The sequence below is a fragment of the Fluviispira multicolorata genome (assembly GCF_009208585.1).
GTDB classification, from domain to species: domain Bacteria; phylum Bdellovibrionota_B; class Oligoflexia; order Silvanigrellales; family Silvanigrellaceae; genus Silvanigrella; species Silvanigrella multicolorata.
Window position 1 is genome coordinate 291,288 of the sequence record NZ_WFLN01000007.1, and the last position, 14,706, is coordinate 305,993.

General features: G+C 32.4%; 11 protein-coding genes. All 11 read left to right on the forward strand.

The annotated features are described in order from the left end of the window. The first annotated feature begins 26 nt into the window (after positions 1 to 26). The 11 genes from GCL57_RS10315 (at position 27) to cheB (ending at position 14,693) form a co-directional block, all read left to right on the forward strand. Positions 27 to 2,111, forward strand: a complete 2,085-nt coding sequence (locus GCL57_RS10315; RefSeq protein ID WP_152213262.1) for a heterodisulfide reductase-related iron-sulfur binding cluster — start codon at positions 27 to 29, stop codon at positions 2,109 to 2,111. A 116-nt stretch (positions 2,112 to 2,227) separates the two neighbouring features. Next, positions 2,228 to 2,470, forward strand: coding sequence for a Sec-independent protein translocase subunit TatA/TatB (locus tag GCL57_RS10320; RefSeq protein ID WP_152213263.1), 243 nt, complete (start codon positions 2,228 to 2,230; stop codon positions 2,468 to 2,470). A gap of 1 nt (position 2,471) precedes the next feature. Next, complete coding sequence (locus GCL57_RS10325; protein ID WP_152213264.1) at positions 2,472 to 3,446, forward strand: ArsA family ATPase; 975 nt, start codon at positions 2,472 to 2,474, stop codon at positions 3,444 to 3,446. 28 nt (positions 3,447 to 3,474) lie between these two features. Further along, complete coding sequence (locus GCL57_RS10330; RefSeq protein ID WP_161597703.1) at positions 3,475 to 4,575, forward strand: ArsA family ATPase; 1,101 nt, start codon at positions 3,475 to 3,477, stop codon at positions 4,573 to 4,575. Positions 4,576 to 4,583: 8 nt separating this feature from the next. After that, complete coding sequence (locus tag GCL57_RS10335) at positions 4,584 to 5,363, forward strand: MlaE family ABC transporter permease (RefSeq protein ID WP_152213266.1); 780 nt, start codon at positions 4,584 to 4,586, stop codon at positions 5,361 to 5,363. 10 nt (positions 5,364 to 5,373) lie between these two features. After that, entirely contained in the window at positions 5,374 to 6,144 is a 771-nt protein-coding gene (locus GCL57_RS10340) for an ABC transporter ATP-binding protein (RefSeq protein ID WP_152213267.1), read from the forward strand. Between the two features lie 49 nt (positions 6,145 to 6,193). Beyond that, positions 6,194 to 7,693: an MlaD family protein gene (locus GCL57_RS10345; RefSeq protein ID WP_152213268.1), complete on the forward strand. Its 1,500-nt coding sequence runs from the start codon at positions 6,194 to 6,196 to the stop codon at positions 7,691 to 7,693. 152 nt (positions 7,694 to 7,845) lie between these two features. Beyond that, the gene (locus GCL57_RS10350; RefSeq protein WP_161597704.1) at positions 7,846 to 9,621 is read left to right on the forward strand and encodes a chemotaxis protein CheA; all 1,776 of its coding nucleotides are present in this window, start codon (positions 7,846 to 7,848) and stop codon (positions 9,619 to 9,621) included. After that, on the forward strand, positions 9,618 to 10,109 hold the full coding sequence (locus GCL57_RS10355) for a chemotaxis protein CheW (RefSeq protein ID WP_152213270.1): 492 nt from the start codon (positions 9,618 to 9,620) through the stop codon (positions 10,107 to 10,109). The genes GCL57_RS10350 and GCL57_RS10355 overlap by 4 nt, the downstream gene beginning before the upstream one ends. 10 nt (positions 10,110 to 10,119) lie before the next feature. Continuing rightward, positions 10,120 to 12,333, forward strand: a complete 2,214-nt coding sequence (locus tag GCL57_RS10360; protein WP_152213271.1) for a methyl-accepting chemotaxis protein — start codon at positions 10,120 to 10,122, stop codon at positions 12,331 to 12,333. Next, positions 12,333 to 14,693 carry a chemotaxis-specific protein-glutamate methyltransferase CheB gene (gene cheB, locus GCL57_RS10365; RefSeq protein WP_152213272.1) on the forward strand — a complete coding sequence of 787 codons (2,361 nt, stop codon included), beginning with the start codon at positions 12,333 to 12,335 and terminating at the stop codon, positions 14,691 to 14,693. The genes GCL57_RS10360 and cheB overlap by 1 nt, the downstream gene beginning before the upstream one ends. The last annotated feature ends 13 nt before the right edge of the window (positions 14,694 to 14,706 follow it).

Genomic DNA, 14,706 nt, shown 5'->3' on the forward strand with positions numbered 1-14,706 from the left:
TCCCTGTTTATAGAAGGTTTTTTTGCATGGATGCTCAACAACTCACTCGACAGATTTATTGGTCTCCTTCGGGAGGATTAAACGAAATATTACATATGACAACATATCTATGGCTTTTAATAGCAGGTGTTGTTTTTGCATATGGAGTTTGGAAACATATTAAACTCTGGCGGATGGGTAAACCTGAAGTCTCATTTGACCGTCCCCTTGATCGCTTCATTTTATTATTTCGAAATGTTGTCGCACAAGCAAAAGTTCTTCGTGTAAGAAGGCAAAGGGATCCAAAACCTAAATCAGTTTATGCCGCATTAATGCACGGATTCATTTTTTACGGATTTTTAACATTATTTTTTGCAACGACTATAGTTGCCTTAAAAGATTATCACATTCTTGATATTTATTATGGTTGGTTTTATGCCTTTATTAAAGTTTCTTGCCAAATAGCAGGAGTTGCTCTTGCAGCTGGACTTTTAATGGGAATAATCAGAAGAAGTGATAAAAAATTAGAATTTAAGCATAGTTTAGGTTATACGTTACTTTACTCTTTTTTATTTTTATTAGTTGTTCAGGGTTTTTTATTGCAAGGCTTCCGCTTGGCATTTCAAGAAAATGCTCCTGATGAAAGTTGGGCATTTGTTGGAAACTTAATTAGTTTTTTATTTCCTAAAGAAATATCACCAGAAAATGCAAATGCTTTGTATACTGGCCTTTGGTATTTTCATATGGTAACAACTATGGCATTTATAGCAGTTGTTCCTTATACACGCGCAATGCATATCGTTACAGCATCTTTAAATCTATACACTCAACGTTTAGCACCAGCTGTTTTATTGGCAAAAATGGATTTTGAAAATGCAGAGGCTGAATATTTTGGGGCACGTGATTTAAAAGATTTTACTTGGAAAGATCTTTTAAGTTTTGACAGTTGTACAGAATGTAGACGTTGTACAGATATTTGTCCTGCCAATGCGGTTGGAAAACCACTTGATCCACGTGAAGTCATTTTAAAATTAAAAAATAGCATGACAGTTGAGGCTCTTTTCCCCAAAGAAGGTGAAGAAGAAAAATACTATCTTTATGAAAATGGAACAATCACTCACAATGAAATTTGGTCTTGTACAAATTGTGGTGGTTGCGTGAATGAATGCCCTGTGGGAATAGATCAGTTGCGAACAATTATGCAATTAAGACGTTATCAAACTTTGTCCTTAGGAGAAGTGCCTACTGCTGCAGGAAAAGCTATTGAGAATATCAAGCAATATAGTAACCCTTGGGGGTTGCCACATGCGGAGCGATTTAAATGGGCTGAGGGACTTGATCTTCCTATTATCACTGGTGACACACCAGAGGTAGAGTATTTATATTATGTTGGTTGTGCAGGATCATATGATCTTGGCAATCAAAAAGTTGCACGTGCAGTTGTAAATATATTAAAATATTGTGGCGTTAATTTTGCGGTGATGGGTAAAGCAGAGAAATGTAATGGAGAACCTGTAAAACGTTTGGGTGATGAATACTCTTTTTCTGAAATTGCAAATAGCAATGTAGAACAATTAAATAAATTGAAATTTAAAAAGATAGTGACGCATTGTCCTCATTGCTTTAATACTCTAAAAAATGATTACCAAGAATATGGTGGTAAATATGAAGTGTATCATCATTCGCAACTCCTCACTGAATTATATAAATCACAAAAATTAAAGTTACCGGTTGAAGTTAACAAGACTGTTACATTTCATGATCCTTGTTTTTTAGGACGCCACAATGGCGAATACGATGCTCCAAGACAAATACTTGAAGCTGTTGCAGGGTTACGTCTTTCTGAAATGGAATTGAGTCGTGAAACCTCAAGCTGTTGTGGTATGGGTGGTGGTAATATGTGGTATGAAAGCGAGGGTGGCGGTAAAATTGTAGAAAACCGTTTAAAACACGTCGCAAAATCGGGGGCACAAACACTCGTTACAGGTTGCTCATTTTGTATGATTAATTTTAAGAGTGCTTTTCAAAATTTGGAAGAAACAAAAAATCTTGAAGTCATGGACATTGCAGAAGCCATTGTGATGGCTATGCCAAGCGAAGCAAAAAATGCGGCATCAATGCCTGTGAATTGATATTTGACTTATCTTTATGCTAAGGTTATTTGTGTCCTACGGTTCTTTCTATTTTTATGAAAGTTCCATAATTTCCTTTGGATGTGTTGCTTTTTAGTCTTTTTTTGGAGGGTGATATGCACTCCTTTAGCTTTGGTGAATTAGCTCTTATTTTTGGAATTGTAGTTGTGTTATTTGGTGGAAGTCGCCTTGCAAGTGTGGGTAAATCATTGGGTGAAGGAATTGCAAACTTTAAAAAAGGTTTGAACAACGGTGCGCAGCCAGATGACAAACAATTAAAAGCTTCTGTAACACCTACACAGACTCATAATATAGCACAAGTTGTTGACGTTGAGCACAAAGACGCACCAAAGTCTTAAAATGCAATTCTTCAATCAAATATCACAAAAGCTTTTATTTGTTGTTGGTAAAGGCGGAGTTGGTAGAACAACAGTTGCCACGTCACTTGCCTCTTATTATGCTGGGCAAGGTGAGTCTGTTCTTGTTGTGCAATGGGCATTAAAAGATTCTGTTTCTCCTATATTTTCTTCTCCACAGTGCACTCATAAAGAAACAGCTCTCCCTAGTGGTTTTAAGGTCATGAATTATTCTGCCGCTGAGGCGATAAGAGAGTACTTTGTTGATCATCTTAAAATGAGACTCCTTTATTCCGTCATTATTGAAAATAAACATGTTCAAAAATTAATTCATGCAGCACCTGGAGTTCAGGAGCTGTTTTTTTTAGGGCGTTTATTTTGGTTAGTTGAATTGGCTCAAGTTGAAAGGGGCTACAGTTACGATCGAGTGATTGTTGATGCACCTGCCACTGGACATGCTGTTTCTTTATTTGGCATTGCACCAGCAATTGCAAATTTTGGGATTACAGGTCCTTTGGCTGCAGAGTGTGAACGTGTTTCTAAATTGCTAGCAGATTCACAAAAAACGGGTGTCATTGTTGTTACTTTACCTGAAGAACTTCCTATCGAAGAATGTTATGAATCTATTCCAAGAATAACGAAACAATTAAATCGCCCTCCACTTGCAATATTTTTAAATCAATCCATTAATTCTTCTTTTTATGCAAATATTGATAATATTAAAAATGAAGATTGGTTTTTAAACTTAGAAGAAAAATTTAAAGATAATTATTCAAAACAAGAATTGAAATTGATTTTATTTGCTCTCACAAAGCGAAATATTTTTGAAAAAAAACTGTATGATTGGTCTACAATTGGCGAAAATAAAGATTCACCTATTCCAATTTTGCCACTTCCAGATATTGGACTCATGCATAAAGTTAACACCCCATTCACTGTTATTGAATCACTTGCAAAGTATTTTGCAACTTTAACTTGAATGAATTGAAATTTTTTTGAGGTTAATGATGGTCTCTTCTTTTCCAAAGCTCCATGTCTTTTTGGGTGCAGGTGGAGTCGGAAAAACGACGTTGTCAGCTTCCTTCGCACTTTCTTTAGCAAATTCGGGAAAAAAAGTGGGTCTCTTAAGCATTGACCCTGCTAAAAGATTGCAATCAGCTTTAGGGGTAAACAATTTATCTGAGCGAGGTGTACTTATTCCTTTAGCAAACAAAGGTGTGGGTGAACTGCGTGCTGCTGTTTTGCAAATTGGAGAAAGTTTATCTCGCTGGGTTGAAGAAAAAGGTTTACCTACAGATAAGCAAGAAAAATTATTTGAAAATCCTTATTTTAGCGCATTAGCGGAAAAAATGGCATCGGCTTCAGATACTTTGGCGGCTATTCGCATTGCAGAATGGGTTGAGCAATATCCAGATGTAGAAGAATTAGTAATAGACACAGCACCTGGAATTCATGCAATAGATTTTATTTCGAAACCCGAAAAAATTATGGCATTTTTAGATGGTAAGTTGGTTGAGTGGTTAAAATGGTTTGTAGGTGGTGCTCAAGAAAAACAAAGTTTTTTTGCACGTGCATTGAAAACAGGTGCTCGTAAAGTTTTAGATGGTCTTGCCCTTGTGGGAGGAAGAAGTTTTTTAATTAATTTCGGGGAATTTTTGACTATGCTTGATGATGTATTTTTAACTGCAATTGTTCGTTTAAAATACTCACAAAAATGGTTGCAACATTCTTCTACTCAAATTATTTTAGTCTGTTCTATTCGAGATGATGCCGTTTTTGTAACAAAAGAGCTTGGGCGTATCTTAAAAAGTATGGGAATAAATCCATCATTAGCTCTCATTAATAGAGCTTTTCCAGCACATTTAAAAGATGAAATTGCTTTTCAAGATTTTATTAGTAAAAATGAATTTTTAATTGAATCAGAAAAATTACTTTCTAATTATTTATCAAGTTATATAATGACTCAGCAAAATATTTACAATCAACTTATAAATTATGCAGATCTTGTTATTGAAATTCCCATTTCAGCAGGTTTAGATACCGAGCAAGAATTAAGACTCTCTGATTTATCTTCTTTAGGAGATATTATTAGAACTGAAGCGAGATAATTTTTTATATGAAAAAGATTTTTCTATTAATAGAGTTTTTAGGAAATATTGTGCTTTCTACTTTAGGAGGCTTGGGGCGTTTTATTCTTTTTTTAAGAGAAGTGTTGCGCTGGACAATTTCGCCACCATTTAGAATTGGACTTATTTTTAAGCAGCTTGAATTTGTAGGTAATAAAAGTTCACTCATTATTTTTATTGCAGCTTTTTTTGTTGGTGCGGTGCTTGGTTTGCAATTGGGAGTCATTTTCCGTTTATTTAGTGCTGAAGGGTTGATGGGAGCAGCAACTGGAAAATCGTTAGCGCTTGAGCTTGGTCCTGTCATGTGCGGTTTTATTGTTATTGGACGTGCGGGTGCTGCAATGGCAGCTGAAATAGCAACAATGAGAGTTAATGAACAAATTGATGCAATTGAAGCAATGGGTGTAAATCCAGTGAGTTATTTAGTTGTACCAAGGGTAATTGCAAGTGTAATTATGATGCCAATTTTAGCTGGGATATTTTTATTTGTAGGTGTCGTTGGTTGTTATATTGTAGCAATTTTTTATTATCGTGTGGATACAATGGTCTTTTTTCAGCAACTGCAATGGATAGTTTGGTGGAGTGATGTCGTTAAAGGGCTTGTAAAAGCAACATTTTTTGGTTTTATTTTTGCAACAATTGCTTGTTATAAAGGATTTAATGCAAAGGGAGGAGCTAAAGGAGTAGGTGAAGCAACAACTCGAGCTGTTGTTGTTGGTTTACTTTCAATTTTAGTAGGTGATTTTATCATTACTTTATTTCAAATATAATAAGGTTTATATGTCTGAAAAAGGTTTAGTTTCTTTAATTAATTTAAGAAAAACATTTGGTAAAAATAAAGTTCTTAGAGGACTAGACTTAAACGTTCCTAATAAAAAATTATCATTTATAATTGGGAGAAGTGGTGAAGGCAAATCTGTTACTTTAAAGCATATTATTGGGATATTAAAACCTGACGAGGGAGAGGTTTGGATCAATGGAGTTCCAATGCACAATGCTGACGAAAGAGCTTGGGAAAAAATACGTCAGCAAATTGGTACATTATTTCAGGATGGTGCACTCTTTGATAGTTTAAATGTATTTGATAATATTTCATTTCCTATTCAAAATCATACAAAAATGTCTTTAAGTAAAATGAAAGAGGAAGTGAAAAATTTACTCAGTATCGTTGGTTTGCCATCTATTGAGGAAAAATTTCCGCCTGAATTGTCAATTGGAGAAAGAAAAAGAGTTGGATTGGCACGAGCGCTTGCTTTGAAACCAAAACTGTTACTTTATGATGAGCCCACCACAAGTATGGATCCTTTGGTAGCAGATCTTATTGATAATTTAATATTAAATACGCAGCAAAAATTAGAGGGTATGACATCTGTTGTGATAAGTCATGATATCACATCGGTAATGAATATTGCCGAATATATCTTTTTTCTGCATGAGGGAAAAGTGTATTTTGAAGGAACTCCAGAAGCATTTTGCTCAAGTAAAGATGAACTAGTTAAGCAATTTCTAACTGGCGGCAGAAATGGTCCATTGGCAGTTCCTATAGTATAAATTAAAATTATAATGGCGTGTCAAAATCAGAGTTAAGGATCGTGTTTAAATGTCAATGACTTCGGAATTAAAAGTAGGACTGTTTGCGATTGTTGGGGCTTCGGTTTTGACGACCACTGCATTTGTTCTTGGTGGAAACCCTTTTGCAAGTAAAAAACAACATTTTCATACTATTTTAAATAACGTTGGCGGTGTTGCAGAAAGAACTCAAATAAGAGCCTCGGGTGTGCGTGTGGGAGAAGTTACTTCTGTAGAAATTTTGCCTGATGGAGCTCGCGTAAATTTTGATGTTGATTCTAATGTAAAAATTCCCAGCGGATCTTATATTGAAATAAAATCTCGAGGAATATTAGGTGATGTTTATATTGAAGTTGTTCGTAATTTAAAAGGCTCTGGAGAGATGAAATCGGGGGAGCAACTTCAACGTAATCCTGAATCAAATGACATGGAAACACTTATGACAAATCTCAATGCCATTGCAAGAGATATAAAGAAAATAAGTGGGTCTTTAGCAAATGTTTTAGGAACATCTGAGGGTGAAACTTCAATAAAAAATATAGTTGCGAATATTGAAGGAATGACAAATGATTTGCGTGAAGTGACAGGATCACAAAAAGAGAATTTAAAAGATGCTATTCAAGGACTGCGTGATACCTCTGTGAGACTTTCAAAATTAATCGAAAGAAATGATTCGAAAATCGATCAGATTATTGCAGATGTTAAAACATTTACGACAGAGCTAAGACAAATATCTACCCCAGAAAATCGTGAAAAGATTGAAAGTATAATAACCAGCATTGAAGCCGCATCAGCATCAATAAAACGTATGGCAGCAAAGGTTGAAAATGGTGAGGGAACATTAGGACAATTGATTGCTAAAGAAGAAACTGCAGACGAAGTAAAAGCAACTTTAAAAAGCATTCAAGATGCCGTTAGACCCATTTCTCAATTGAAGTTGACTGTACAAGATCGAGCAGAAGCTCGTCTTGCAAATGCAGTTACGGGTGATAAGTATACAAACGAATTAAATCTTCTTTTTTCGACACGTCCAGACAGATATTATTTATTAGGTGTTACAAATGCTGCTTATGCACGTAAAGTAACAGTGAGTACAGCTACTACTACCACAACATCAAATGGTTCAACTGTAACAACAACTCAAGAAAATAAACCAGAAGATGTCGATAAATTACGTTATAATTTACAGGTTTCGCAGCGTTTTGGATTTATGTCTTTGCGTCTTGGATTATTTTCAAGTTCAGCCGGTTTAGCAACAGACTTCTATGCATTTAATGATAAACTTGTTGGTACGGTTGAAATTTCTCAATTTAATGGAGTGCCAATTCCATCAGACACTTTATATGGAGCAAGGGGAGTTATAAATTTAAAGGCATTTGTAAATTATTTTATAACCCCAAATTTTTTCGTAACGGGTGGAGTTGATGGGCTTGTTATTAGTGATAAACCCTTTCCATTCTTAGGGGCAGGAATTTCAATATCAGATGATGATTTAAAGGGCCTTGTAGGTATTGCTGCCATTGCAAAATAGAAAATTTGACATGCATAAAATTCCTATATAATAAATTTTAATAAATAAAAATTTCCTTACTCTCCATTGACTTCTCATTCAGTTTTTAAATGCAATCTTCGATAATAAATGTGGGTATCGATCTCCTTAAATTTTATCGAGGTTGTTCTTTTATGGATGAAGAGTTTGAATTAGAACTGCGGATGATTTTTTTACGTGAAGCAGATGCTAATTTGGAAGAAGCTGAAGAAGCTTACTTGCAATTTAGTGAAAATGCGTCAAATGATCTTTTGGCACGTTGTTTTCGTTTAGCACACAATTTGAAAGGAAGTTCAAAAGCGGTTGGTTATACTGAAATAGCAGAAATTCTTCATCATCTTGAGTCATTCCTATTAAGATTAAAAAACAAAGAGTTTGCAATAACTCAAAAAATTACCAATGTGCTTCTTGGTACAAATGATAGACTTAAAATTATTATTGAACAACTTAAAATAAATCCAAATTATAAGACGAATTATAAACAAATTATTGATGAGATAAATCAGGTTAGTGGAGAAACTCCTCCTCTTATAAATGAAGATCAAAAACCAGACCTAAAAGAGGGAGATATCATTGTTCTGATTGACTATGATAAGTCAGATAAAGTAAAGAATAGTTCAGATATAAATAAATTAGAAGAAAACAAGTTAGAAGAAAACAAGTTAGAAGAAAGTATTAAGCAAAAAAATTTCCATAATAAAAAGTTTTTAAATGATGAGATTATTCGTGTTTCTTTAAATAAAATAGAAATATTACAAAACTACATTGGAGAAATTGTCATTATTGAAAGTATGATTGAAGAACAAATGAGTTTAGTTAACTATCAATCTATGAAGAATTATTTTCGCTTGTTGATTAAAGCGACTAAAGAAGTGCAAGAAATTGTTGTGAGTCTTAGACTTGTTCCTATAAAGCCAGTGTTTCAAAAACTTTTGCGGACGGGACGAGACACTTCAGCAATGTTGAATAAAGAAGTAAATATAACTTTTATTGGTGAAAATACAGAAATGGATAAATTTATTTTAGATGAACTCATGGATCCTCTTATGCATATAGTTCGCAATGCAATAGATCATGGAATAGAGGAGAGCGAGGAACGTATTGAAAAAGATAAAATGCGGGAAGGTAATATTACCGTTAAAGCAAGTCATGAGTCAGGTAATTTAATTTTAACAATTGCAGATGATGGTAAAGGCATGAACCCAAAATTAATTTATGAAAGTGCTGTGAAAAAGGGTGTCATAAGTGGCACTGAAACTCTAACTGACATGCAGTGTTTTGAACTTATTTTTATCCCTGGATTTTCAACGAAAACTGAAACAACAGAAATTTCAGGGAGAGGAGTTGGAATGGATGTGGTAAAAACCAATATTGAAATGCTCAATGGTAAAATAGATATTTTCTCACAAGTTGATATGGGAACTGAGTTTAGAATAAAAATTCCGCTCTCTGTTGGTATAATGGATGCTTTTATAATTGAAATTTCTAAAGAAAAATTTATCATCCCTGTTCATCAAGTTGTCGAGTGCTTGAGTTTAAGTAAAAGTAACTTAACATATTTAACAGGCATTGATAATGTCATTAGCTTGAGAAATGAAGAAATTTCAGTTGTTGATTTATCCCAAGGTTTAAATATTCAAAACAAGAACGATGAAAAACTTAAAGATAAAGTTATTTTTATTGTTCAAGCTAAAGGTAAAAAGATTGGTGCTTTAGTCGATAAAATAATTTCTATTCAATCAGTAGTGACAAAAAATTTAGGAGAGGAATTGCGCTGCGAATCAGGAATTGTTGGAAGTGTTATTCTTGGAGATGGTAAAGTTGTTCCAATATTAGAAATTGCTGAATTAGTTGCAAGCCAATCATTTCAAAAAAATCTTCAAAAAATTAATAGTAGGCAAATTATATGAGTGAAGAATATATAAAAAAGCATCAAATGATGGTTTCTACAGAAAATCGTTATCTATGTTTTAGTCTTGGCAATGAACATTTTAGCATACCTCTTTTACAAGTTAAAGAAGTGATCGGCATACCTGATTTTACTCAAATTCCATATACGCCAAATTATTTTTGCGGCATTATGAATCTCAGAGGAAAAATTATTAGTGTGATCGATATGCGAAAAAAATTAAATATTGTGAGTAAAGGTACAGAGGAAAACTCAGTCATTGTCTGTGATTTAGAAAATATAACAATGGGTGCTCTTGTTGACTCTGTCGACAATGTAATTAATATTGAAAAAGAAAAAATACTACCAAAGCCAAATATGCAATCTTCAATAAAAAATGATTATATTGATGGACTTATTGAGTTCAAAAATCAAATTATAGTTTTAATAAATTTAGCAAAATCACTAAGTATTGAAGATCTTATACACATTGAGAAATCAGGATCGTGAGGCACCGACTATGTTAGAAAAATTATCTTTACGTAGTAAAATTATGATTTTAAGCATTTGTGGGATCCTTGTAACAGCACTAACAACTATTATATTAACACTTGTCAATGTTTCACAACAAGAAGATATGATTAAAGGAAAATTGTTTTTAGCATCAGAAGATCTTTCAAATTCAATTCAAGATCAATTTTTTGAGCGCTATGGTAATGCTAAAACATTTGCACACTTTTTTAAAAATATTCTTGGTTATTCTAGAGAAAGTGTAAATACGTTGAATCAGTTTTCGGCCATATATGGAATATATGATTTAATTCTTATATGCGATCTTAATGGAAAACTTTTATTTGTAAATGATAAGGATCCAAGCGGAAAAAAAATTAATAGTGAAATTTTATATGGAATGAATTTTTCAAAAGCAACTTGGTTTAAAGAAACGTTAGAAAAAAAATTTCTTGAAGATCCAAAAAAAGATTTTACCAATGTAAATTTTCAGGATGCTGATTTTGATGAATTGGTAGAAAAAGTTTATAATGAGAAAAAATTTACGACAATTTTTTCAACATTTATTTATAATTCTAAAGGTGAGCCAATTGCAATAATAAGTAACCATGCAAATTTTGTTTGGCTTGAAAATACGGTGACCCGTATTTATGAAAGTTTTGCAAAAAGTGGACTCAAAAGTCTTGAACTTAACCTACTTGATAATGAAGGAAATATAATTCTTGATTTTAACCCTTCTACAAATGATTATAAAAGCAATGTTATTCATGATGATAAAATATTAAATAAATATAATCTTGTTAAAGGTGGACAGATTGCAGCAATAAATTTGACTAAAGGTATAGAGGGTGTTGTTGAATCAAGAAATCTGCGCAGGAATACCCCTCAATTTACGGCCCATAAGCTGGTTGTAGGTAATAAAATTGTTGATAAAATATCTTGGAAATTACTAGTTCGAATTGATAGAGATGAAGCCTTAGTTACTATTGGCCGGACGCAAATTTTATTTTTTGTTATTCTTTTAGCTATTTTAATAATATCGATTAGTGCAAGTTTATATTTTAGTTCAGGACTTTCAAATGTTATTATGATTTTAGCAAACAAACTGGCAGAAGGAAATAAGCGGCTTAATAAAACTTCGGGCGAGTTAAATCAGGATAGCCAAGAATTATCTGCTGCTTCATTGCAGCAAACAAGTTCATTACAAGAAACAGCCTCAGCCGTAAATGAAATTAGCTCAATGATGAATAAAGCTTCTGAAATTGCCGAAACTTCTAAAAGAAAATCAGATGAAAATAGAAATAAAATAAATGCTGGAAAAAAAGCAATTGAAACTATGGTACATTCAATTTCAAATATAAAAGCAAGTAATATAAATGTTTTAAAAGAAGTTATTGAAGGAAATAAAAGGATTTCTGAAATTGTTAAAGTAATAGCAGAGATTGAGAATAAGACAAAAATAATCGATGAAATTGTTTTTCAAACTAAAATACTTTCTTTTAATGCTTCAGTTGAAGCAGCTCGTGCCGGTGAACATGGTAGAGGTTTTTCTATTGTGGCTGAAGAAGTAGGAAATTTAGCTCAAATGAGTGGTAGTTCTTCAAAAGAAATTTCTGAGATGCTTGATAATAGTGTTGGGAAAGTTAAAAAAATTATTGATGAAACAAAAGAAAATGTTGAAAGAATCATGGTAACTTCGCAAGAAGCGATTCAGAGAGGTGAATATATCAGTCAAGAATGTATGGAGATTTTTGAGAAAATATATGTAAACTCTGAAGAAGTTAATACTCTCATCTATGAAATATCCAATTCATCGCGAGAACAGGCACGAGGTATATCAGAAATAAATAATGCTATGAATGAACTTGATAATTTAACTCATCAAAATTCAAATATAGCGCAAAAATCAGCGGAAACTTCTTCTGAGTTGTATAAAGAAAGTCATGAATTAGAAGCTATGACTATGAGTTTACTTCAACTTGTCCATGGCTACAAGATTAAATTTACAGTTAAGAAATTTAAAGATAATGATTCTAATAAATATTCAGGCCATACAAAAAAAGAATTTAATAATACGAGTGCATTAAAAAATAAAAATTATGAAAAAAATAAATTAGATTATAAAAATCAAAAAAGCACAAATAAAATTAATGTGGGAGAAAATAAAACTAGTAAGAAAGACGAGGTTCCTGCTTATAATGATGAAAGGTTTGAAGAACTTTAATGAATGAAGAATGGCAACAGCTCATAAAAATAGTTAGTAAAATTGTACAAGATGAAACGGGAAATCAAATTTCTGAAAAAAATATTTCCATGGTTGAATCTCGTTTGAGTAAAAGATTTTTGAGCTTGGGCATAAAATCTCCTTCAGAATACTCAGCATATCTTGAAGATAATTTATTAGAAGAAAAAAAAGCTATAATTTCAATGTTAACAACCCATCATAGCTTTTTCTTTCGTGAGTATTTTCATTTTGAAGATATTGAGAAAAAATTATTAAAAAATATATTAATTGCAAAGAAAGATAAAACAATTCGAATTTGGAGTTCAGCTAGTAGTCAAGGTCAAGAGGCTTATTCTTTGTCTATGTTTTTTCATAGACTTAAACTAGAAAGAAAGTTAAATGATTTTGATTTTAAAATAATTGGCACAGATATTGATCATGAATCAATTAAGTATGCTCAAAATGGTGTCTATATTTATCGTGATATCTCCCATGTACCCATGTCATATATTCATGGAAATTGGTTGAGAGGAAAAGGTGAAATTCGTGATTATGTAAAACCTAAAAAACATATTAAAGATTCTGTTTTATTTGAAGAAGCAAATTTGTTGAAATTAGGAAATAGGTTTTTGTCTGAGAAGTTTGATATTATTTTTTGTAGAAATGTTTTAATATACTTCCATTCTGATCAAATTAAAGAGATTATTAAAAATTTATTGTTAAGACTTGAACCGCATGGAATATTAGTTCTTGGTATCAGTGAGTCCATCGTTGGTCTTGACTTACCTGTAAAACTTTTATCAAACTCTATTTATTGTCAGAGCTTTTATCTTGAAAATGAAAAACAAATTGCTCAGAAAATTATTGGAACAAAAAAATCTCTTATTCGAGTTTTATGCGTAGATGACTCTCCAACAATTCTTGTTTTAATGAAAAAAATATTAAGCGCTGATAAAGGTTTTGAAGTTGTTGCAACTGCAGTGAGTGCAAAAGATGCAAGAGAGAAATTAAAGACCCTTTCTATTGATATAGTAACTTTAGATATTCATATGCCAGAAGAAACTGGTATTGATTATTTGCGCACTTCATTTACAAAAGGTAAACATCCTCCGGTATTAATTGTCAGTTCAATAGAAAGAGATGGAACGGATATAGCTAAGGAAGCTTTAGATCTAGGTGCTTCTGATTACGTGGAAAAACCAGATTTAAAAAATATAGTTGAATCTAGTGAAGAAATATGTTTCAAAATAGATACAATTATTAAGAGTCATTCAAATTCAATTTTGGAAAACAATAATTTTAAACTTGAGCCAATAAAAACGACAAACCTAAGAATGAGGGAGCCTATTAAAGTTCTTATTGTTGACGATTCTCAAACAATACGTATGCAATTGAAAAAAATATTATCAAGCAGCAGTGAAATCAAAGTTGTCGGAGAGCTTGAAGATCCAAGGCAAATCGATAAATATATCCAATTATTAAAACCGGATGTCATTACATTAGATATTAATATGCCTTATTTAAATGGTATCGATGTTTTAAAATTAATTATTCCACGCTATAAAATTCCGACAATTGTAGTGAGTGCTCTCAATTTAGAAGAAGGTTCTTTAGTCATGGAAGCCCTTGAATTAGGAGCCATTGATTTTTTCCAAAAACCTGAAATGCAGTCTATTTTTGAAGAAGGTAAAGCATTAATTGAAAAAATAATTCAAGCTAAAAATGCAAAAATTTCTATTCATAATAGTAGGGCTTATAATTATAATGAGAATAAGATTTTAGATGAAAACTATTTAATTGCTATTGGTTCTTCTACTGGAGGAACTGAAGCTTTAAAACTTATTTTAGAACAACTCCCTTCACAAATTCCTCCAATTTTAATAGTGCAACATATTCCAAGAATTTACTCTAAAGCGCTTGCCGAACGGTTAAATAATATATGTCCATTTGATGTTGTTGAAGCAGAAAATAATGAAATTTTATGTGCAAATAAAGTTTATATAGCACCAGGTAATTATCATATGACGCTAAAGAAAACCTCTTATAAATTACAAATTCAAATATCTGATGCAGGTTTGGTAAATGGACACAGACCTTCGGTTGATGTCTTGTTTAATTCAATTGCAGAACAAAATTTAAAAAAAATTGTGGGAGTTATTTTAACTGGTATGGGCAAAGATGGCGCGCGAGGTTTAAAACAATTAAAAGAATGCGGAGCAAAAACTATCGCACAAAATGAAGAAACGTGTGTTGTTTTTGGTATGCCTCACGAGGCAATAAAATTACAAGCGGTTGATTTTATTGAGCCTCTTGAAAATATTTCAAATAAAATTATAAGTTTAACTAAATTAAATTTATAATTTAACGAAAGAT